We start from the raw sequence: 19,848 nt of genomic DNA on the forward strand, positions 1-19,848 counted from the left end.
TGACGACGCGTGTGGCGGCCATCGACTGCGGGACCAATTCGATCCGACTGCTGGTGGCCGATCTGCCCGAGGCGTCGGCCGGCTCCCAGGCGCCGCTTACCGACCTGACCCGGCGGATGGAGATCGTCCGGCTGGGGCAGGGCGTGGACCGGACGGGCCGGCTCGCGCCGGAGGCGATCGAACGGACGCGGGTGGCGCTGGCGTCGTACGCCGCCGACATCGAGAAGCTGGGCGCCGAGCGGGTGCGGATGTGCGCCACCTCCGCCTCCCGGGACGCGGCGAACGCCGCCGACTTCACCGAGATGGTGCGGGCCACCCTCGGGGTCGCGCCCGAAGTGGTCACCGGCGACGAGGAGGCCCGGCTGTCGTTCACCGGCGCGGTGCGCGGGTTGCCGTCCGACGCGAAGGAGCCGTTCCTGGTCGTCGACATCGGCGGCGGGTCGACCGAGTTCGTGGTGGGCGACCGGGCCGGTGGGGTGCGGGCGGCGATCTCGGTGGACGTCGGCTGTGTCCGGATGACCGAGCGTCACCTGGCGGGTGACCCGCCGACGCCGCAGCAGGTCGCGGCCGCGCAGGCCGACATCGCGGCTGCGGTGGACCGGGCGCTCGCGGTGGTGCCCGGCCGGGAGGCCGCCACGCTTGTCGGCCTCGCCGGGTCGGTCACGACAGTGGTCGCCATCGCGCAGGGCCTCCAGGAGTACGACCCGGAGCGCATCCACCACGCCCGGGTGTCGTACGAGGCGGTGGCCGGGGTGACCGACGATCTGCTGGCTCGCACCAGCGCGCAGCGGTTGGAGATCCCGGTGATGCACCCGGGTCGGGCCGACGTGATCGGCGCCGGCGCGCTGGTTCTCCGCGTGATCATGGAGCGGGCCGGGATGCCGTCGGTGGTCGCCTCGGAGCACGACATCCTCGACGGCATCGCCTGGAGCCTCCGGTAGGCGCCGTGCGGCCCTGATCGAAGGTCGTGTTCTAGATCCGGATCCCCCCCCGCGGCCGAAGCCGGCGGGGGGGGGGGTGATTCACGAGTCGGTGGCAGGTGTGGAGTGCTCACTGGTGTTGGTGGCCGTAGGTCTTGGTGCGGTTCATGATTTCGCGCAGGTTCGCGGGTGCGTTGTAGCCGAAGGTTTGCTCGAAGGACTGGTAGCCCTCGGTCGAGGACGCGGCGCTGCGGGGCAGCATCTGTTCGGCGAAGGTGTTGAACGCCGTGTCGATGTCGGCGGGCGTTGCGGTGATGGCTTGTGCGAGCTCAGCGCCGTCGTAGAGGGCCCAGTTCGCGCCGTCGCCGTCGGGCGGGGTGAGGTGGGCGGCGTCGCCGATGAGCATGATGCCCGGGACGCGGTCCCAGGTGTGTTCCAGCGGCAGTCCCCAGATCGGGCGTGCGACCGGCGTGGTCTCGCCTCGGGTGACCAGTTCGAGCAGCTCAGGTGCCCAGCCCTGACCCAGCTGCTCGGCGACGAGCGTCAGCGCGCGCTCGCGGTCGGAGAAGTCGACCGACCGCATCCACTCGAGCGGCTTTTTCAGTACGACGTAGGTGTGGATCACGTCGTGCGCCTCGCGGTGTCCGAAGATTCCCCTGCCCGGCTTCATCGCCAGCATCGCGCCGCTGCCGACCAGTGCGGCGCTCTGCGGGTGGTTCTTTTCGACGTCGTGGAGGAACGTTTCGACCCACAGGGTTCCCAGGTACTCGGGCATGGTGCCGTTGAGCGAGCCCCGGACCCGCGACCAGGCCCCGTCGGCGCCGATCAGCACGTTGGTTGAGACCGACGAGCCGTTCGCGAAGTTGATCATGTGCGGTCGGCGGCCGTCTCCGGGGGTGACCGAGGTGATCTTGTGGCCCCACTGGATTGTGCCGTGGGGCAGTGACTCGATCAGGATCCTGCGCAGTTCGCCGCGCAGGACTTCGGGGTTGCTCAGTTCCCCGTCGTCGAGGATCTCGCCGACGAGTTCTCCGTCGGGGCTGAGGAATCGCATGGCTTCGGCGCCCATGTTGACGATCGAGTGGAACTCGTCCATGAGCCGGCATTGCTGGAGGGCGACCTGGCCGTTGAAGTCGTGGATATCGAGCTGGCCGCCCTGGGTGCGTCCGCTGGGCGATGCCTCCGCCTCGTAGACGGTCGAGGCAATGCCGTGGACGTGCAGGACGCGGGCGAGGGCGAGTCCGGCCAGTCCGGCTCCGGCAATGGTGATCGGTCCGTTCACTGTGATGACTCCTTGAGTTCCTTCGATGGGTCTCGGGCGACTGCTGGTCTGGGTGAGTCCAGCGGACCTGGTGGGCCCGATCTCATGTCGTTATGCCGCAAAATTATTATGCCACATAACTATATGAGGTTGCCGTAAGGTGCCGAGGGTGTCGAAAGGTGGGTCATGGCAGAGGCTGAGCCGGGTGATGAGTACGAGCGGGTGCTGAGCAGCCTCACGGCCTTCACCGCCACGCAGAAGGAACTGGCAAGGGCCTTCGCCCGCAGTGCGCGGTTGCACACCACCGACGCTGACGCCATCGTGCTGATCATCGAGGCGGAACAGCGGGGTCGGCCGCTGACGCCAGCGCGCCTCGCCGAACGCGTGGGCCTCTCGCCGGGTGCGACGTCGATCCTTCTCGGACGCCTGGAGAAGGCGGGGCATGTCGAGCGCGCACGGGAGGGCTCCGACCGGCGGATCGTGACCCTGCGCTCGACCACGACGATCAACGCCGCTGCCGACACCTTCTTCGAACCGCTGCATCTGCAGCTCGGTCAGGCGTTGGGTGAGTTCACCACGGAACAGCTCGCCCTCATCGTCCGGGCCGCCGACAATCTCCGCACCGCCATGGAGGCCTACCTCCGCGACTGCGAATCAACCCCGAAGGACTAACCCTCCGGGGCCGGCCGAACCGAGCGGGGCCAACGGCCCGTCCGGCGGACTGCGGGCGCCGTTCTTCAAGGGGTTCGTTGACGGTACTTCGCACTGCACAGTAGTGTGCATTGCGTGGACACCACGCAGTTGCTGAAGGGCGTGCTCGACCTCGCCGTCCTCGCCGTGCTCCGGGAGGAGGACGGCTACGGCTACGACATCCTGCGCCGGCTCCGCGAGGCAGGGCTGGAGGAGGTCGGCGACGCCTCGGTCTACGGCACGCTGCGCCGCCTCTTCGCCGCCGGCCTGCTCACCACGTACGTCGTGCCGAGCGAATCCGGGCCGCACCGCAAGTACTACGCACTGAACGCCGCGGGCCGCGACCAGTTGACCCGCTCCGGCAAGCTCTGGCGCTCGTTCGCCACCACAATGGACAGTCTGCTCGACGATCGGGGGATGGCGGCATGACCGTCACGGAGCAGGAAATCACCGACTACGTGGCGCGGGTCCGGGCCGCCCTGGCCGACCTGCCGCCCACCCAGCGCGACGAGCTGACCGAGGATCTGGCCGACCATCTCGCCGAGTTCGCCGCCGAGACCGACGGCACCCTCGTCGAGCGGTTGGGTGAGCCCGAGACGTACGCCGCCGAGCTGCGCGCCGCGGCCGGCGCCGCCCTGGACGGAGGCCGCAACCTCGACCGGCGGGTCGCCGCCCTGGTGGTCCGGGTCCGCACCCGGCTGCGCGCGGTCGACCTTCGGGTCGGCCCCCTCCTCGGGTACGAGAACGCGAGCGAATTCCTGCGGCTGCTGCGCCCCGGTTGGTGGGTGCTGCGCGCCTACCTGGCGGCGATGCTGATCACCGTGATGAGCACCGGCGGCGACTTCGGTCTGCTGCCCCGGTTCGGCGGCGAGCTGCTGGCCGGCCTGATCATGCTTGTCGGTCTCGTGCTCGCCTCGATCTGGCTCGGCCGCCGTTCCGAACGGCTGACCCGGTGGCCACGCTTGGCGATGCACGCCGGCAGCCTGGTGCTCGTTCTCTTCGCGCTCGCCGCGCTGGCCAACGCGGAGGACCGGCTCGGCTACGACGACTACTACTACGACCAGACCTCGGTCGACAGTCAGTACAGCCAGGTCCGGGACGTCTTCGTCTACGACAGCGAGGGTCGCCTGGTGGAGAACGCCCGGCTGTTCGACCAGAACGGCAACCCGATCCGCCTCGGCTACCCGGACTGCTCCAGCCCTGTCGACGAGTACGGCAATCCGCTGCTGCGGCCCTACCCGTACTGCCTCGACCAGGCGCCCTTCGGCCACCGGGCGCCGGGCGCGGTGGTCCCGACACCCACCGGCACGCCGGAGCCCACCTCGACGCCGTCGACGAACCTGACCGCGACTACCACGCCCCCGGCGACGCCGGCTACGCCGCCGACGCCGACCCCGACGAGCTGACCGACCATGTGAACTGGATCATGTGGGGAAAGCTGGGAAATAGCTGAACGGACGAGGCGAGCGGGACGGCACCGTAAATCAATGATCGTTACGGTGTCGTCTGCTCATCAACCCCTCGGAAGGAACCCCCGTGCCAGAGCAGGTCGCACCGCCCTCCGCTCCCGACTCGACGCCGCAGCAGCCGACCGACCAGACGCCGCAGCAGCCGGCAGACGAGACGGCGAAGCCCGCCGTCGAGACGCCGACGCCCCCGCCGGTCGAGCAGGAGGCGAAGAAGTCAGGTGCGAAGAAGGCGCTCGGGATCATCGGCGCGATCGTCGTGCTCCTCGTCATCGCCGGCCTGAAGTTCGGTATCGGCTCGGCCATCGGCAACTTCCTGAACAAGGACGAGACGGCCGACGCCAAGGCCGGTGACTGCATCGCCGAGCTTCCCGAGGTGACCGGCACCAAGGAGGAGGAGGTCGACGGCGCCAAGGTCGTCTCCTGCACCTCCACCGAGGCGGCGTACAACGTGGTCGGCCGGGTGGACGGGCAGACCGAGGCGCAGGCCAAGGCGCCCACCTCGTGTGAGCAGTTCCTCAAGGAGGGCGACGAGGGCTACGTCTTCTACAACATCGAGCCGGGCAAGACGGGCTACGTGCTCTGCCTGACCAAGAAGGCCTGACGAAACATCGGCTCGGACGACGGCGGCGGGGAAAGATCCTCGCCGCCGTCGTCGTACCCAAAGTCACCGGCCGTCGAACAGGAGGTGAATGCCACTGTTCGCGCGTCTTCCCGACGGCCCCCGCGGCGTGGCAGGCTACCGGCACGTAGGACCACTGGGCGACCAGCCAACGATGACTGACCGCTAGGAGGACGGCCGATGGGCGAGATGGTGCGCTACCGCAGCAACGGGGGCACGAGCGAGGGGTATCTCGCGATACCCGCCAGCGGCACGGCCAGTCCCGCGGTCATCGTCATCCAGGAATGGTGGGGTCTGGTGCCGCACATCCGCTCGGTGGCGGACCGGTTCGCCGAGGCCGGCTTCGTGGCGCTCGCCCCGGACTTCTACAACGGTGAGACGACAAGCGAGCCGGACGAGGCGCAGCGGCTGCTGATGGCCATGCGGATGGACGAGGCGGCGAAGGACATCGCCGGCGCGGCCGACTACCTCGCCGGGCGGCCCGAGGTCACCGGCAAGGTAGGTGCCGTCGGCTTCTGCGCCGGTGGCAGCCTGGCCCTGTGGTCGGCCACCATCTCCGAGCGGATCGTCGCCGCCGCGGGCTTCTACCCGGTGCTGCCGTGGGAGTCGATGCGCCCCGAATGGGCCGACTACGCCGGCAAGGCCGCCGTCATCCACTGCTCCGAAGAGGACGGCACCTCCACCGCCGAGGGCGTACAGACCGCCCGTCGGGCCATCGAGGAGGCCGGTGGCACCTGCCACCTCTACGACTACCCGGGCACCTCGCACGCGTTCTTCAACGACGACCGGCCGGAGGCGTTCGACCAGCGTGCCGCCGCCAGCGCCTGGGCCCGGACCCTGGAACTCTTCCGGGCCAAGCTTGGCTGAGTCGCGTACCCCCGAGCAGGTGGTCGTCCGCGCAGCGCGGGCGACCGACCTGGCCGACCTCGACGCGGCGGTGAGCGACTGTTTCGCCTGCCCCCGGCTCGTCCAGTGGCGGGAGGAGGTGGCGCGTACCCGCCGTGCCTCCTTCCGCGACCAGGAGTACTGGGGTCGTCCGGTCCCGGGCTTCGGCACCGCCGACGCGCGGATCGCCATCCTCGGGCTGGCGCCCGCCGCGCACGGCGGAAACCGCACCGGCCGGATCTTCACAGGTGACCGCTCGGGCGACGTGCTGTTCGCCGCGCTGCACCGTGCCGGGCTCGCCAACCAGCCGACGAGCGTCGCCAGTGACGACGGGTTGACAGTTCGTGACCTGCGGATCTTCTCCGCCGTGCGCTGTGCTCCGCCGGACAACAAGCCCACGCCTGACGAACGGGACACCTGCGCTCCCTGGCTGCACCGCGAGGTCACGTTGATCCGGCCCACCCTGCGCGTCGTGGTCGCGCTCGGCGCGTTCGCGTGGGCCGCGTGGTGGCCGGTGCTGCGCCAGGTGTACGGGCAGCGCCCGCCCAGCCCGCGACCGGCGTTCGGCCATGGGGCACACTGGTCCGGAACGGACGCACCGGGGCTGCTCGGCTGCTACCACGTCAGCCAGCAGAACACCTTCACCGGGCGGCTGACACCAGAGATGCTGGACGATGTCTTCGGCCGGGCCAAGCAGTTGGCCGGAGTGGACTGAGAACGCGTGGGGCGGTGGCAATGACTGACGGTACGCGCCCGCCCACGTCGTACCCGGTTGCCGAGCAGGGGGTGCTGCGTCCGGCTGTCGGCCTGCTGCGCCGCTGGTGGCCGGTGGGCGTGATCGCCGTCCTGCTCGCCGGGGCCGCGCTGGCGTCCGGAAACTCGTCGATCGGGGCCAGTCGGATCCCGCCTGTGGAACAGGTGCCGTGGGTTCCGGAGTACCCGACGGCCGAGCCGCCACCGTCGATTCCGGTGGAGCCGCGCGACGCCGGAGAGGCAACCCAGGCACAGATCCCGCAGTGGATCGCGACGGTGGCGATGGTGCTGCTCGGGCTGGCCATCCTCGCCGCGCTCAGCTACCTGGGCTGGATCCTGCTGCGGGGTCTACGGCGTCGTCGGGCGACCCGCGCGCTGCCCGCGCAACGGTCCCGGCGTACGGCCGAGGGCACCGCCCGCGAGGTCGTCGCCGCTCTCGACGCGGGTCTGGTGGACCTCGACGACCAGGCCACCGACCCGCGGGTCGCGGTGATCGCCTGCTGGGTACGGCTGGAGGAGGCCGCCGCCACGGCCGGTGTTCCCAGGCGTACCGGTGACACCCCCACCGACCTGGTCAGCCGTCTGCTGCGCGGCGACCCGGACGCGGGCGTGCCGGCGATCGTCAGCGCCGACGTGCTGGCCGAGCTGGCGTACGTCTACCGGGAGGCCCGGTACGCGACCCGCCCGGTCGACGAACGCACCCGCGACCAGGCCCGCGCCGCGCTGCGCCGGTTGCGCGGCGAACTGACGACGGCGGTGGGCTCATGAGCAGCACCAGCATCGACGACCTGCTCGCCTTCGAGGAGGAGGCGGCGCCGGCCGGCCCGCAGGAGCGCGGCTCCCGGGCCCGCCCGGTGTTGCGTGCGCTCGCGGTGGCCGCCGCCGTGGTCGCGGTGCTGCTCGTCGGCCTCCGCGCCGTAGGGCTCCAGGTCTCGCTTCCCGTGCTGGTCGCCGGGGTGCTAGCCGTGCTGGCGGTCCGCCGGGTCACCGCCCTGCTCGCGCCGCCACCCCCGCCGCCACCCGCCGGCCGGATGGCCACCGGCGAGGAGGACGGCAGCTACCGCTGGACCTCCCGCGACGCGCTGCGCGCCGCGATCAACGGCTGGGAACGGCCCCTGGACTGGGCGTCCGGCAACCGCGAGCGGTTCACCGAACGGATCCTGCCCCGCCTCGGCGAGCTGGCCGACGAGCGGCTGCGCCAGCGGCACGGCCTCACCCGCGACTCCGATCCGACCCGCGCCCAGGCGCTGCTCGGTGACCAGCTCTGGAGCTTCCTCGCCACCCCCTCCCGCCGCCCCCCGTCGCCGCGCGACGTCGCGGCGATCGTCGCCGAACTGGAGAAGATCTGATGAACGACGTGGACCGGACCATGCCCGCCGCCGAGGTCGGCCACCTGGCGCGGGCGGTGCTGGACGCGGTCGGCACCGTCGTGGTCGGCAAGCGGGACGCGTTGGAGCTGGTCCTCGCCGGCATCCTGGCCGGTGGGCACGTGCTCCTGGAGGACCTGCCGGGTCTGGGCAAGACGCTCACCGCGCGTTCCTTCGCCCAGGCGCTCGGCCTGGACTTCCGCCGCCTCCAGTTCACCCCGGACCTGCTGCCCGCCGACGTCACAGGTTCGTTCCTGTACGACCAGCGCAACGGCGACTTCACCTTCCGGGCCGGGCCGGTCTTCACCAACCTGCTCCTCGCCGACGAGATCAACCGGACGCCGCCGAAGACGCAGTCCGCGCTGCTGGAGGCCATGCAGGAGAAGCAGGTCTCGGTGGAGGGGGTGACGTACAAGCTGGACGAGCCGTTCCACGTCCTGGCGACCGCCAACCCCATCGAGTACGAGGGCACGTACCCGCTGCCCGAGGCGCAGCTGGACCGTTTCCTGCTGCGGGTCTCCTTCGGCTACCCGGAGGGCGACGAGGAGTGGGAGGTGCTGCGTCGCCGGATGGGCCGCCGCCGCGAGGAGGCCGACATCAAGCCTGTGGTCGACGCGGCCACCCTGCGCACGATGCAGGCCGCCCTGGAGGACGTGGTGGTGGAGGACTCCATCGGCAGGTACATCGTGGCCCTCACGGCGGCCACCCGGGAGCACCCGTCGGTGCTGGTCGGGGCGTCTCCCCGTGGATCGCTGGCGTTGCTGCTGCTGGCCCGGGTCCGCGCGGTCTTCGGCGGCCGGGACTACGTCGTGCCGGAGGACGTCAAGGAGGTGGCGGCGCCGGCGCTCGCGCACCGGATCACGCTGCGCCCGGAGATGTGGCTGCGCCGCGTCGACCCGGCGTTCGTGGTAGGCGAGGTGCTGGACGCCACGCCCGCGCCGGCCAGCGGCGCGCTGCCGAGCTACGCCGCCGGCGGGCCCCGGCGCTGATGACCGGATCGACGGTGCCGCACGCTGCCGAGCCGGAACCGGCCACCGGCTGGGCGCCCACCCGGGCGCTCGGCCGGGCGGTGCTGCTCGCCGGTCTGCTGCTGGTGGCGGGGGTGCTGCTGGGGCGGGTCGACCTGATCGTGCTGGCCGCGCCGTTCGCGCTGGGCACCGCGTACGCGCTGCGCCGCCGACCCACCGGGCTGCCGCAGGTCTGGATCAACCCCGGGGACGACGGGCCGCTGGTCGAGGGCGGCGACGTGGCGGCGGCGGTCAGCGTCGGCAACCCGGACACTGTCGACTACGACCTGGTGGTGGTGCGGTCCCGGGTGTCGCAGTGGCTGCGGATCGACCGGGCCGGCTTCGCCGGGTCCGTCGACGACCCGCCGGTGGCCGATGCCACGGCGGCAGCGGGCGGCGCCGGTCGGTCCGCCACGGACCGGCCGTTCGTGACGTCGGTGCCCACCGGGGCGGCTGTCGACCTGGAACTCGCCGGCCGGGCCCTGCGCTGGGGCCGGCATCCGGTAGGCCCGGCCGGAGCCCGCGTCGCCACAGCGGGCGGCCTGCTGGTCTCCCGCGCGGTGATCACCGAGCCGGTCGGGGTGCGGGTCTACCCGCGCACCGAGCCGTTCGAGGCGGTGGAGGCGATGCCCCGCGCCGCCGGCCTGGTCGGGGCGCACCACTCCCGCCGGCCCGGCGAGGGCGGTGAGCTGGCCGGCGTACGGATCTTCGCTCCCGGTGACCGGCTGCGCCGCATCGACTGGCGGGTGTCACTGCGCGCCCGGCAACTGCACGTGGCGGCCACCCTCTCCGACCGGGACGCCGAGGTGGTGGTGCTGCTCGACGTGCTCGCCGAGGCCGGCCGCTCCGGCGGGGTGGGCGGTGCCGCGTCGGTGCTGGACACCACCGTGCGGGCCACCGCCGCGATCGCCGAGCACTACCTGCACCGTGGCGACCGGGTGTCGTTGCTGGAGTACGGGCCGGGGGCGCGACGGTTGCGCCCCGCCGCCGGCCGCCGGCAGTACCTGACGGTGCTGGAGTGGCTGCTCGACGTCCGCGCCGACTCCTCCCCGCACGAGCCGTACGACCAGGTGTTCGGCCCGCAGCTGCTCTCCTCGGACGCGCTGGTGGTGGTGCTCACGCCGCTGCTGGACGAGCGTTCGGCGCAGATGTTGGCCCGGCTGGCCCGCGCCGGGCGGTTCGTGGTGGCTGTCGACACGCTGCCGACCGACCTGACGCCGCCGAAGGACAGGGGCTGGGCGGAGGTGGCGTACCGGCTGTGGCGACTGGACCGGGAAACCATGATCGGCCAGTTGCGGGAGCACGGTGTCCCGGTGGTGCGGTGGGCCGGCGCCGGCAGCCTGGACCAGGTGTTGCGTGACGTGGCGCGGCTGGCCACGGCTCCGAGGGTGGGTGGCCGGTGAACGCCGTCGCCGAGCGGGTCCGGGCGGCCCAGGCCGCTTTCGGCCGGATCAGTCTCGTACCGCTGCTGGTTCGCGGTGGGATCTTCGTCACAGTGCTGGCCGGGTTCGCCCTGGCGTTCCCCGCCGAGGTGCTGCCCGGCCGGCCGTTGCTCTTCCTGACGGTGGCGGCGCTGCTGCCGGCGGTGGGGCCCCGCCGTATCTGGTCGACCTTCGCGGCGCTGGTCACGGTGGGTGGCTGGCTGCTCGCCACCGACGGGTACGGCCGGCCGGTGGCGCTGTGGCGGCTGCTGGCAATCGCCGCGCTGCTCTACCTGGGGCACACCCTGTGCGCGCTTGCCGCGCTGCTGCCGTACGACGCCGTGGTCGACCCGGATCTGGTCGTCCGTTGGCTGCTGCGGGCGGGCGCGGTGCTGCTGGGTTCGGCTGTGCTCGCGGTACTGCTGGTGCAGGTGGGGGGCCTGGGCGGCGAGACCGGCCACCAGTGGGTAACCGTGCTCGGACTGCTTGTCGCGGTGGGCACGTCCGCGTTGCTCGGCTGGCTGCTGCGCCGCAGGTAGCCCTGTGGGGCAGCAGGGTTACGCAGGTCACAGGGGTTGTGCTCCGTCACAGATGGGGGCCGCGAGCGGGATTACCTGAGCGGGCCGGGGAAAGATAGATGACGTGAATCCGAAGCGGATCCTTGTGGTGGGTGCCGGGCACGTCGGTCTTTACGCCGCCCTGCGCCTGTCGAAGAAGCTCAGCTCCCGTGAGGCTGAGGTCATCGTCGTGGACCCCCAGCCGCACATGACCTACCAGCCGTTCCTGCCCGAGGCTGCGGCGGGCAACATCTCCCCGCGGCACTCCGTGGTGCCGCTGCGGCGGGAGTTGCGCCGGTGCAAGGTGGTGGCGGGCACGGTCACCCGCATCGAGCACGAACGCAAGGTGGCCACCGTGCAGCCGATCATCGGCCCGGCCCGGGAGATCGCGTACGACCACGTGATCGTGGCGCCGGGCTCGGTGTCCCGGACGCTGCCGATCCCCGGCCTGCACGAGCAGGGCATCGGGTTCAAGACCATCGGCGAGGCGATCTACCTCCGCAACCACGTCCTCGACCGGCTGGACGTCGCCGCCGTCACCCCGGACCCGGACGTCCGCCGCTCGGCGCTGACCTTCACCTTCGTCGGCGGTGGATACGCCGGCATCGAGGCGCTCGCCGAGATGGAGGACATGGCCCGCGACGCGCTGCGCTACTACCCGGAGCTGAAGCCGGAGGACATGCGCTGGGTGCTCGTCGAGGCGACCCAGCGGGTGCTGCCCGAGGTGGACCGGGACATGGGCGCCTACACGGTGCAGCAGTTGCTCAAGCGGAACATGGACATCCGGCTGGACACCCGGCTGGAGTCCTGCGTCGACGGCGTGGTCAAGCTGTCCGACGGTGACAGCTTCCGCTCGGACACGATCGTCTGGACCGCAGGCGTGAAGCCGTCGCCGATGCTCGACGCCACGGACTTCCCGCGCGACGAGCGCCGGCGCGTCACCTGCATCCCCACCCTCCAGGTGGTCGACGGTGACCGGGTGATCGAGGGTGCGTGGAGTGCTGGCGACTGCGCCGCGGTGCCCGACCTCACGAAGGAGCCGGGCAACTTCTGCTCGCCGAGCGCCCAGCACGCGGTGCGCCAGGCGGCGCGGATGGCCGACAACATCGCGAACGTGATCCGGGGTCGCGAGCCGGTCAACTACAAGCACAAGCACGTCGGCAGCGTGGCGAGCCTCGGCCTGCACAAGGGCGTCGCCCAGGTGTACGGCATCAAGATGACCGGCTGGCCGGCGTGGTTCATGCACCGTACGTACCACATGAGCCGGATCCCTTCGTTCAACCGCAAGGTCCGGGTCGTGGTCGACTGGTCGCTGGCGTTCTTCCTCAAGCGCGAGGTGGTCGCCCTGGGCCAGCTGCACGACCCGCGCGAGGAGTTCGTCGAGGCGTCCCAGCCGGTGGGTGCCCCGCGCGTCTGATCCGATCGAACGACGAGGGCCCTGCCGTGTCGGCGGGGCCCTTCGCCGTCTCCGGTCAGACTCGCCAGGTCCAGGCGTCGGCGATCCGGGTGGACGGGCCGTAGAGCTGCTCCAGGGTCGCCTTCAGTGCCTCCGCGTGCGGGGCGTCGTCGGCCAACGCCACGCAGGACGCGCCCCAGAAGTCGGCGTCCCGCGCGGCCTGTCGGCGCTGCTCGTCGCCGATGGCCGGCTGGTCTCCACGCCGTGCGACGTCCGCCAGCAGAGCAGAGGTGGGCTGCTTGAAGGTGCCCATCGCGGCGGTGCCGCCCCGCCCGTACGGGCCGATGAAGAACCCCTCGGGCATCCCGAAACCGGCGTCGGTGGCGGCCGCCCAGCGCATCGGCCACGGATCCTTTGGCGTGGGCAGCGGCACCGGGACCAGCACCCCGCCCGGTTTCACGCACTGCCGCCACCCCCCGCCGGTGATGAACTCCGGAACTGCGGGCCGCTCGGCGGTCGGCAGCGGCGTCGGGAAGATCGGCAGCAGCGCCGCGACCACTGCCAACGGCACGAACCGTCGGACCCGACCGGTGCTGCCCAACGCCCGGTCGACCGCGAGGACGAGCAGCGTCGCGACGATCGGCAGGAGCGCCAGGCCGAACCGCATGGGCAGCGCGCCGTCCACCACGGGCAGCCCGGCGAGCAGGGCGTACGGGCCGGGCAGCGCGGTGCGGGTGCCGCCGAGCACCACCTCCGGGCCGAGCGACAGGGCCGCCATGACGAGTCCACCGGCGACGCAGGCCAGCACCAGTCGTCGTCGCCCCGCCCAGCAGGCGCAGGCCACGGCCGCCAGCAGCAGTGGCCACCCGAGGAAGGTGTTGTACTCGGCCGGGCCGGTGGTGAGCCGCGCGGACTCGTCGCTGCCGAGCACCGACAGTGGGGAGACCGTCCACCAGCTGCTCAGGTCGGCGGAGAAGTACGCGGGGCTGAACATGCCGTCGGCGACGCCCTGCGGCCCGGCGAACTGGAACCACAGCGGGTAGCCGAGCACGAGCAGCGCCAGTCCGGCGGCGACCGCCAGTCCGGCGGCGAAGTTGGGCAACGCCCGCCGTGCCAGGTCCCGGTCCGTCACCGCGTAGCTGACCGCCATCACGAAGAGTGTGATGGCGGCGAGGAACAGCACCTCCTCGCCGACGAAGACCTGCACGGTGACCGCGGCGGCCAGTCCGGCCGCGGAGGTGAGGACCCGCCGCCGGTCCGGCCCGGCGAGCGTCGTCGCCCCCGGGTCGGACGCCCGCAGCAGGCGGACCACCAGCCAGACGATCACCGGCACCAGCCACTGGGCGGTCATGTGCAGGTGACTGTTGGTCTGCGACACCATCCCGGGGCCGAACCCGCACAACCCGCCGCCGAGCGCGGCGGCGAGCCGGCGGGCACGCAGGGTCCGGTGGAACAGCAGATACCAGGCGAGCGCGGTGCCCGCCAGGTTGGCGGCGGCCAGCAGGGCGAAGGTGACCGGGGCGCCGAACAGGAGGGTGACCGGCGCGCAGACGACGCCCAGCGCGATGACAGTCGTGTTCGCCATCAGGTTGACCCCGTCCGGGGCGTTCAGCCGGTCGGTGAGCAGGCTGAAGTCGCCGAACAGCGCTCGCGCGTCGATGGCCAGGAACCACTCGTACAGGGCCTGGTCCTCCGGGTTGAGCGCGAGCGTGCGCCCGCCCGGGTCGGGCCACAGCCCGTGGGTGAGCCAGCCGGCCAGCACCACGAACAGCAGGACGACCGGCAGGTCCGCCCGACGGCGACGGACGGCAGCCACCAGCCGGACGGCCAGGGGCCGGCGGTTGGCCTGATCGGCGAGGCGCAGGGCCTGCTCAGGCGCGGCGTCGGGGGCCGTGGGGGCTGCGCTGCTCACGGCATCGACCCTAATGTGGCAAGCCCGTCGGGGTACGTCGGGTCGCCGCAGACCCGCTACGGTGACATTGCACCGTGCGTGTCGACGCGCCGGTGCCACCCGCCCGGGTGGTGGAACGGCAGACACGGCCGCCTTAAAAGCGGCTGCCGCAAGGCGTGCGGGTTCGACCCCCGCCCCGGGCACCAGTCGACTCGATACGCATCCTCATTCGTGATCACCGGGACTTGGCTGCGCCGTTTACTCTTGGAGGGCACGTTCACGTGCAAACGACCCCCTGAGGGAGGCCAGACAGTGAAGACCTCGAACCCGGTGCTCGCCCGGCTCGGCCAGGCGGCCGAGCGGGAGCGCTCCGCCGGGTACGCCCCGGCCGGGCCGTACGGACAGCCCGGCATTCCCCAGCAGTACCCCTCCCAGGCCGGTTACCCGGCCGCTCCGCCGACCGTCGCACCCATGACTGTCGACGACGTGGTCGTCAAGACGGTCGCTCTGCTCGGCATCCTCGGCATCACCGCCGCGGCGGCCTGGGTGCTCGTGCCCGACGCGCTGGTCAGCACCGCCTGGATCGGCGCGGCGGTGGTCGGCCTGGTCCTCGGCTTGATCATTTCGTTCTCCCGGATGGCCAACCCGGCGCTCGTCATCGCGTACGCGGTCGTCGAGGGTGTTTTCGTCGGCATGGTCAGCAAGGCGTTCGAGACGCTCTACGACGGCATCGTGCTCCAGGCCGCCGTGGCGAGCTTCGGCATCTTCTTCCTGATGGCGATGCTCTACAAGGCGAAGGTCATCCGGGCCACCCCGGCCTTCGTCAAGGGCATGATCGCGGCGATGGTCGGTCTCTTCGCCGTCATGATGATCAACCTGGTGCTGGCGCTGTTCGGCGTCAACACGGGCCTGCGCGACGGCAGCCCGTTGGCCATCGGCTTCAGCCTGGTCTGCATCGTGGTCGCGTCGCTGAGCTTCGTGCTCAGCTTCAAGGAGATCGAGGACGGCGTCCGGATGGGCCTGCCGCAGCGCTACTCCTGGGTGGCCGCGTTCGGCATCCTGGTCAGCCTGGTCTGGCTCTACATCGAGATCCTGCGCCTGCTGAGCTACTTCCAGGGCGACGACTGACCTCGTCCGCACTGTCGACCGGCGCCCGCTCCCGCCTCTGGTGGGGGCGGGCGCCGTCGTCCGCGCCGTTTGCCCGCCGCCGCCGGTCCGCCCGGGGCAGAGTGACTGCGAGGGGTACGCGGGCGAAGGAGGCGGCGGTGCGCAGCAACAACCCGGTGCTCAACCGGCTGGACGAGACCGGCCGGTTGGAGTCCCGGGTGCTCGGCTCCCGCGACGTCGAGCCGATGACCGTCGACGACGTGGTGGTCCGTACCGTCGGGTTGCTGCTCGTCACAGGGGTGGCCGCCGCGGTGTCCTGGGTGGTGATCCCCGACGCGGTGTGGCTCGGTGCCGCGCTGGCCGGCAGCGCCCTGGCGTCGATCGCGCTGGTCCTCGTCATCTCCCTGCGCCGGATCACCAACCCGGTTCCGATCGTCGGCTACGCCGTGCTCCAGGGGCTGCTGCTGGGGGTGGCCAGCCGGACCTTCGAGCAGGTCTATCCGGGCATCGTGGTGCAGGCGGTGGCCGGCACCTTCGGTGTCTTCATCGGCATGGCGGCGCTCTACCGGGCCCGGATCATCCGGGCGACGCCCCGGCTGGCCCGTCTGGTGATCGGGACACTGCTCGGAATCGCCGTGCTCAGCGTCGTCAACCTGGTGTCGTATCTGATCTCGGGACGGCCGGGGCTGGAGGTCTACAGCGCCAGCGGGCAGGTCGGCTGGCTGCCGTACGCCTTCTCGGTGGTGGCGATCATCGCCGGGGCGTTCAGCTTCATCCTCGACTTCGACCTCGTCGAGCGCTCGGTGCGCGACGGCCGACCCCGCCGGTACGCGTGGCTGAGCGCTTTCGGGCTGCTCACCGGGCTGGTGTTCCTGTACTGGCAGTTGCTGCGGCTGATCAGCTACCTGCGTCGCTGAGCGGCTCGGCCCGGTGTGACAAGTGCCGGCCGTAGACTCGGTGCCGATGAGCGCAACGGAGTTGGATCAGACCGTACGCCTGCTGGTCGGCCAGGTCGGGCACTGGGAGCAGCCGCGCTGGGCGGCGACCGCGACCACAGGCAACGTGCCCCGCGCCGACCTGGTGCACCGGCTGGTGCAGGAGGTCGCCAACCTGGCCGCCGACGCCGAGGGTCAGCCGCGCCGGGTGGTGCCGCGGCTCGACAACGACCTGGCCCTGCCCGACCAGCTGCGGGTGGTGACGGCCGACCTGCTGGCCGCCCGGCCCGGCGACGAGGTACTGGCGCGGGCCGCCGCCGTGGTGACGGCGACCCGCGGCGCGCTCTGAGAACAGCTCAGCTCAGCCGCTCCAGCACCATGGCCATGCCCTGCCCGCCGCCGACGCACATGGTCTCCAGGCCGATGGTCTTGTCGTGCCACTCCAACGCGTTGAGCAGCGTGCCGGTGATCCGGGCGCCGGTCATGCCGAACGGGTGGCCGACGGCGATCGCGCCGCCCATCACGTTCAGCTTCTCCTCCGGGATGCCCAACTGGCGGTAGGAGGGGATGACCTGCGCCGCGAACGCCTCGTTGATCTCCACGAGGTCGACGTCGTCGATGGTCATGCCGGCCCGCTTCAGCGCCTGCCGGGACGCCTCGACGGGCCCGAGGCCCATGATCTCCGGCGACAGGGCGGTGACGCCCGTCGAGACGATCCGGGCCAGCGGGGTCAGCCCCAGCTCCTCGGCCCGCTGGGCGCTCATCACGACCACTGCGGCGGCACCGTCGTTCAGCGGGCAGCAGTTGCCGGCGGTGATCCGGCCGTCCGGGCGGAACACCGGCTTCAGCCCGGCCACGGCGTCCAGGGTGACGCCGGCGCGCGGGCCGTCGTCGGTGCTCACCACAGTGCCGTCCGGCGTGGTGACCGGGGTGATCTCCCGGGCCCAGAAACCATCGGCGATGGCCTTCTCGGCGAGGTTCTGACTGCGGACGCCGAACTCGTCCATGTCGGCGCGGGTCACGTCGTACACCTGGGCCAGGTTCTCGGCGGTCTGCCCCATGGTCAGGTAGATGTCCGGCAGCTCGCCGGCCTCGCGCGGGTCGGTCCACACCTCGGCGCCGCCCTGCGCGCGACGCTTCGAGCGCTCGGCGGCCTCCGCGAAGCGTGGGTTCTCCCAGCCGCCGCCGACCAGGGCCTGCGCCTCCGGCGGCAGACCGTCGGAGCTGCCCCGCGCGTACCGGGAGACCATCTCCACACCCGCGGAGACGAAGACGTCCCCCTCGCCGGCGCGGATCGCGTGCAGGGCCATCCGGGTGGTCTGCAACGAGGACGCGCAGTAGCGGGTCAGCGTGGCGCCGGGCACGGTGTCGAGCCCGAGCAGGGTGGCCACCACGCGGGCCATGTTGAAGCCCTGCTCACCGCCGGGCAGGCCACACCCGAGGTAGATGTCGTCGATGGTGGTCGGGTCGAGCTGGGGGATCTTGTCCAGTGCGGCCTGGACGATTGTCGCGGCGAGGTCGTCGGAGCGGACGTCGCGCAGGGACCCCTTGTGCGCCCGGCCGATGGGGGAGCGGGCGGTGGCGACGATGACGGCGTCGCGGGACGACTCAATCGGCATGGACCAACGTTAACCGGTCAGTAACATGGCGGGAAGAAGCGAGCGCGGCGGGAAATGTCACCCCGCCCCGGGCCTAACGCCTAGAGGCGACCGCGGCCGCCGCCGCGATGGCGGGCAGCAGCGCGTGCGCCCACACCCGATAGCCGTCGGCCGAGGGGTGGAAACCGTCGTGGCAGAGCGTCCCCGCGTCGGCCCGGAACACCGGCCCGGTCTCGGTGGCCAGGTCGACCACGCTGCCGCCGGCGTCCAGCACGGCAGTGGTCTGCGCGCGTGCCATCCGCCTGCCGGACCAGCCGATGACCTGGCGCAGCGGTGGGGCGATGGCTCGTACCGCGCCGAGATCGGGGCATGTGCCCACCACCACCTCGACCCGCGCCTCGCGCAGCCGGTGCACCGCCGACCCCAGGTACGCGGCCGCGTCGGCGGGCCGGCGCATCGCTGTGGCGTCGTTCGCGCCGATCAGGATCAACGCCACGTCGGGCCGCTCACCGAGCAGGGCACGGGCCACCTGGGTGGCCAGGTCCGTCGAGCGGGAACCGGAGACTCCTACGCTGGACAGGTGCACCCGGCGGCCGGCCGGACCCTCGGAGAGCAGATGGGCCAACTGACCGCCGATGGTGTCCTCCAGGCGGTCCACGCCCACGCCCAGGGCCGACGAGTCGCCGAGCAGCACCAGCCGCAGCGGCGGCGCACCGGCCCGGCCGATCGTGGCGCGCAACGCCAGCCCCAGCTCCGGCTGGGCGTACCGCCGGTGACGGGCGACGAACGCCTCACCGGCCAGGACGGCGGCGCCGCCCACCGTGCCGGCGAGCAGCGAGAGTGCCGCCGCCCGCCCCACTCGGCCGGGGAGGCCGGCGGTCACGTCCCGCCCGCTGCGCTCGTTCATGCGAGTCCCTCCACTGTCGAGGTGTCCGGGGCGGAGCCGCGCTGCGGCACCGCGCCGACACCGAAGAACGCCCGGCGGCGCAACTGCGCCCACCGACCGGCCGGTCCTCGGTCGTGGCCCCGGACCTGGGTGCCGCTGACCTCGGTGCCGGCGTGCCGGGCCGCCTCCTGCGCGGCCTCAGGCAGCGACCGTACGCCCTCGCCGCGCGCCTGTGTAGCCCGTCGTTCCGGCCCCGCGCCGAGTGCCGAGAGCATGGTCGGCAGGAGGGCGGCGGCGGCCATCGCGTACCCCTCGGCGGAGGGATGGAACCGGTCCCAGGCGAACATCCGCGCCGGCTCGGCGGCGAACCGGGGACCGAGCAGGTCACCGAGGGAGACGGTCCAGCCGCCGGCCTCGACCACCGCCACCGTCTGGGCGGCGGCGAGCTGGCGGCTCCAGCGGTGCGCCAGCCAGCGCAGCGGCGGCTGGATCGGTCGGATCGCGCCCAGGTCGGGGCAGGTGCCGACGACCACCTCGCACCCCGCGTCGCGCAGGGTGCGCACCGCCTCGACCAGGTAACGCACGGCCAGCCCGCGAGGCGTGCGGTTGGTGATGTCGTTGCCGCCGATGAGGATCACCGCGATGTCCGGCTGGTGCTCCAGCGCCGCCTCCACCTGGTGGCGCAGCGCCGACGAGATGGCACCTACCACCGCGAAGCGGTGCAGGTGCACAGGTCGGTGCAGCCGACGCGAGAGGCCTGTGGCGAGCAGCGCGCCAGGCGTCTCCCGGCGGCGGTGCACCCCGTAGCCGGCCGCTGACGAGTCGCCGAGCACGACCATGGTGAGCGCGGGGCCGGGGAACTTCGCGCCGTACACCCCGTCGCAGCGCGGCGGCGGCGCCTCGGCCATCGGGATGGTGCGCCGGGCCTGCCGGGCCTGGCCGAGCAGCACCCCGCCGGTCGCCATCGCCGCCGCCGCGGCGGCACCCGTTCCGATGGCCGCCAGGCGGGCGACCCGCCGGGCTTGTCGCCAGCGCGGGCCAACGGGTACGACGAAACCAGCCACCCCCATACAGCGACATTATCGC

General features: G+C 72.1%; 21 protein-coding genes and 1 tRNA gene. 17 read left to right on the forward strand and 5 right to left on the reverse strand.

Annotation, left to right across the window (positions count from 1 at the left end):
* The first annotated feature begins 11 nt into the window (after positions 1 to 11).
* Positions 12 to 941 (forward strand): exopolyphosphatase, encoded by a 930-nt coding sequence (locus tag ACFY1S_RS02120; protein WP_387114239.1) that lies wholly within the window; start codon positions 12 to 14, stop codon positions 939 to 941.
* 109 nt (positions 942 to 1,050) lie between these two features.
* Here the strand turns inward: ACFY1S_RS02120 and ACFY1S_RS02125 are convergent, their stop codons facing one another.
* The gene (locus tag ACFY1S_RS02125) at positions 1,051 to 2,202 is read right to left on the reverse strand and encodes an FAD-dependent oxidoreductase (protein WP_387111833.1); all 1,152 of its coding nucleotides are present in this window, start codon (positions 2,200 to 2,202) and stop codon (positions 1,051 to 1,053) included.
* Positions 2,203 to 2,367: 165 nt separating this feature from the next.
* Here ACFY1S_RS02125 and ACFY1S_RS02130 point away from each other — a divergent pair, with 165 nt between their 5' ends.
* The 12 genes from ACFY1S_RS02130 to ACFY1S_RS02185 all read left to right on the forward strand — a co-directional run bounded on the left by ACFY1S_RS02130 (position 2,368) and on the right by ACFY1S_RS02185 (position 12,366).
* A complete protein-coding gene (locus ACFY1S_RS02130; protein ID WP_364367970.1) occupies positions 2,368 to 2,853 on the forward strand; it encodes a MarR family transcriptional regulator in 486 nt (161 codons plus the stop codon).
* 114 nt (positions 2,854 to 2,967) lie between these two features.
* A complete protein-coding gene (locus ACFY1S_RS02135; RefSeq protein ID WP_089017691.1) occupies positions 2,968 to 3,300 on the forward strand; it encodes a PadR family transcriptional regulator in 333 nt (110 codons plus the stop codon).
* Positions 3,297 to 4,277 (forward strand): HAAS signaling domain-containing protein, encoded by a 981-nt coding sequence (locus ACFY1S_RS02140; RefSeq protein ID WP_387111838.1) that lies wholly within the window; start codon positions 3,297 to 3,299, stop codon positions 4,275 to 4,277. Before ACFY1S_RS02135 ends, ACFY1S_RS02140 begins: the two co-directional genes overlap by 4 nt.
* 130 nt (positions 4,278 to 4,407) lie before the next feature.
* Positions 4,408 to 4,941, forward strand: coding sequence for a hypothetical protein (locus tag ACFY1S_RS02145; protein ID WP_387111841.1), 534 nt, complete (start codon positions 4,408 to 4,410; stop codon positions 4,939 to 4,941).
* Between the two features lie 198 nt (positions 4,942 to 5,139).
* The gene (locus ACFY1S_RS02150) at positions 5,140 to 5,826 is read left to right on the forward strand and encodes a dienelactone hydrolase family protein (RefSeq protein ID WP_387111844.1); all 687 of its coding nucleotides are present in this window, start codon (positions 5,140 to 5,142) and stop codon (positions 5,824 to 5,826) included.
* A gap of 19 nt (positions 5,827 to 5,845) precedes the next feature.
* A complete protein-coding gene (locus tag ACFY1S_RS02155; RefSeq protein WP_387111846.1) occupies positions 5,846 to 6,559 on the forward strand; it encodes a uracil-DNA glycosylase in 714 nt (237 codons plus the stop codon).
* Positions 6,560 to 6,579: 20 nt separating this feature from the next.
* A complete protein-coding gene (locus tag ACFY1S_RS02160) occupies positions 6,580 to 7,365 on the forward strand; it encodes a DUF4129 domain-containing protein (protein WP_387111849.1) in 786 nt (261 codons plus the stop codon).
* Complete coding sequence (locus ACFY1S_RS02165; RefSeq protein ID WP_387111852.1) at positions 7,362 to 7,946, forward strand: hypothetical protein; 585 nt, start codon at positions 7,362 to 7,364, stop codon at positions 7,944 to 7,946. Before ACFY1S_RS02160 ends, ACFY1S_RS02165 begins: the two co-directional genes overlap by 4 nt.
* On the forward strand, positions 7,946 to 8,953 hold the full coding sequence (locus ACFY1S_RS02170) for a MoxR family ATPase (protein WP_364367951.1): 1,008 nt from the start codon (positions 7,946 to 7,948) through the stop codon (positions 8,951 to 8,953). The genes ACFY1S_RS02165 and ACFY1S_RS02170 overlap by 1 nt, the downstream gene beginning before the upstream one ends.
* Positions 8,953 to 10,374, forward strand: coding sequence for a DUF58 domain-containing protein (locus ACFY1S_RS02175; RefSeq protein WP_387111856.1), 1,422 nt, complete (start codon positions 8,953 to 8,955; stop codon positions 10,372 to 10,374). The genes ACFY1S_RS02170 and ACFY1S_RS02175 overlap by 1 nt, the downstream gene beginning before the upstream one ends.
* Positions 10,371 to 10,931 carry a hypothetical protein gene (locus ACFY1S_RS02180; RefSeq protein WP_364367945.1) on the forward strand — a complete coding sequence of 187 codons (561 nt, stop codon included), beginning with the start codon at positions 10,371 to 10,373 and terminating at the stop codon, positions 10,929 to 10,931. Before ACFY1S_RS02175 ends, ACFY1S_RS02180 begins: the two co-directional genes overlap by 4 nt.
* 103 nt (positions 10,932 to 11,034) lie before the next feature.
* Positions 11,035 to 12,366, forward strand: a complete 1,332-nt coding sequence (locus tag ACFY1S_RS02185) for an NAD(P)/FAD-dependent oxidoreductase (RefSeq protein ID WP_364367942.1) — start codon at positions 11,035 to 11,037, stop codon at positions 12,364 to 12,366.
* A 55-nt stretch (positions 12,367 to 12,421) separates the two neighbouring features.
* Here ACFY1S_RS02185 and ACFY1S_RS02190 read toward each other — a convergent pair whose 3' ends face one another.
* Entirely contained in the window at positions 12,422 to 14,257 is a 1,836-nt protein-coding gene (locus ACFY1S_RS02190; RefSeq protein WP_387111859.1) for a hypothetical protein, read from the reverse strand.
* Between the two features lie 101 nt (positions 14,258 to 14,358).
* Here ACFY1S_RS02190 and ACFY1S_RS02195 point away from each other — a divergent pair.
* The 4 genes from ACFY1S_RS02195 to ACFY1S_RS02210 all read left to right on the forward strand — a co-directional run bounded on the left by ACFY1S_RS02195 (position 14,359) and on the right by ACFY1S_RS02210 (position 16,627).
* A tRNA-Leu gene (locus tag ACFY1S_RS02195) sits at positions 14,359 to 14,442 on the forward strand.
* Between the two features lie 106 nt (positions 14,443 to 14,548).
* Positions 14,549 to 15,364 (forward strand): Bax inhibitor-1/YccA family protein, encoded by an 816-nt coding sequence (locus ACFY1S_RS02200; protein ID WP_364367937.1) that lies wholly within the window; start codon positions 14,549 to 14,551, stop codon positions 15,362 to 15,364.
* 137 nt (positions 15,365 to 15,501) lie between these two features.
* Positions 15,502 to 16,260 (forward strand): Bax inhibitor-1/YccA family protein, encoded by a 759-nt coding sequence (locus ACFY1S_RS02205; protein WP_387111862.1) that lies wholly within the window; start codon positions 15,502 to 15,504, stop codon positions 16,258 to 16,260.
* 46 nt (positions 16,261 to 16,306) lie between these two features.
* A complete protein-coding gene (locus ACFY1S_RS02210) occupies positions 16,307 to 16,627 on the forward strand; it encodes a hypothetical protein (protein ID WP_387111864.1) in 321 nt (106 codons plus the stop codon).
* A gap of 7 nt (positions 16,628 to 16,634) precedes the next feature.
* Here the strand turns inward: ACFY1S_RS02210 and ACFY1S_RS02215 are convergent, their stop codons facing one another.
* From ACFY1S_RS02215 to ACFY1S_RS02225, 3 genes are all read right to left on the reverse strand, one after another.
* Positions 16,635 to 17,897, reverse strand: a complete 1,263-nt coding sequence (locus ACFY1S_RS02215) for an acetyl-CoA C-acetyltransferase (RefSeq protein WP_364367928.1) — start codon at positions 17,895 to 17,897, stop codon at positions 16,635 to 16,637.
* A gap of 73 nt (positions 17,898 to 17,970) precedes the next feature.
* Positions 17,971 to 18,783 carry an SGNH/GDSL hydrolase family protein gene (locus ACFY1S_RS02220; protein WP_387111867.1) on the reverse strand — a complete coding sequence of 271 codons (813 nt, stop codon included), beginning with the start codon at positions 18,781 to 18,783 and terminating at the stop codon, positions 17,971 to 17,973.
* Positions 18,780 to 19,832, reverse strand: coding sequence for an SGNH/GDSL hydrolase family protein (locus tag ACFY1S_RS02225; protein ID WP_387111870.1), 1,053 nt, complete (start codon positions 19,830 to 19,832; stop codon positions 18,780 to 18,782). The genes ACFY1S_RS02220 and ACFY1S_RS02225 overlap by 4 nt, the downstream gene beginning before the upstream one ends.
* Between the last annotated feature and the right edge of the window lie 16 nt (positions 19,833 to 19,848).

Source organism: Micromonospora sp. NPDC000663, from assembly GCF_042898105.1.
In the GTDB taxonomy this organism is placed as follows: domain Bacteria; phylum Actinomycetota; class Actinomycetes; order Mycobacteriales; family Micromonosporaceae; genus Micromonospora.

Bases quoted from the DNA above. Each gene is read 5' to 3' on its own strand.
- ACFY1S_RS02130 (WP_364367970.1), top strand. From the start codon at position 2,368: ATGGCAGAGGCTGAGCCGGGTGATGAGTACGAGCGGGTGCTGAGCAGC.
- ACFY1S_RS02140 (WP_387111838.1), top strand. From the start codon at position 3,297: ATGACCGTCACGGAGCAGGAAATCACCGACTACGTGGCGCGGGTCCGG.
- ACFY1S_RS02150 (WP_387111844.1), top strand. From the start codon at position 5,140: ATGGGCGAGATGGTGCGCTACCGCAGCAACGGGGGCACGAGCGAGGGG.
- ACFY1S_RS02160 (WP_387111849.1), top strand. From the start codon at position 6,580: ATGACTGACGGTACGCGCCCGCCCACGTCGTACCCGGTTGCCGAGCAG.
- ACFY1S_RS02165 (WP_387111852.1), top strand. From the start codon at position 7,362: ATGAGCAGCACCAGCATCGACGACCTGCTCGCCTTCGAGGAGGAGGCG.
- ACFY1S_RS02170 (WP_364367951.1), top strand. From the start codon at position 7,946: ATGAACGACGTGGACCGGACCATGCCCGCCGCCGAGGTCGGCCACCTG.
- ACFY1S_RS02175 (WP_387111856.1), top strand. From the start codon at position 8,953: ATGACCGGATCGACGGTGCCGCACGCTGCCGAGCCGGAACCGGCCACC.
- ACFY1S_RS02210 (WP_387111864.1), top strand. From the start codon at position 16,307: ATGAGCGCAACGGAGTTGGATCAGACCGTACGCCTGCTGGTCGGCCAG.
- ACFY1S_RS02215 (WP_364367928.1), bottom strand. From the start codon at position 17,897: ATGCCGATTGAGTCGTCCCGCGACGCCGTCATCGTCGCCACCGCCCGC.
- ACFY1S_RS02220 (WP_387111867.1), bottom strand. From the start codon at position 18,783: ATGAACGAGCGCAGCGGGCGGGACGTGACCGCCGGCCTCCCCGGCCGA.
- ACFY1S_RS02225 (WP_387111870.1), bottom strand. From the start codon at position 19,832: ATGGGGGTGGCTGGTTTCGTCGTACCCGTTGGCCCGCGCTGGCGACAA.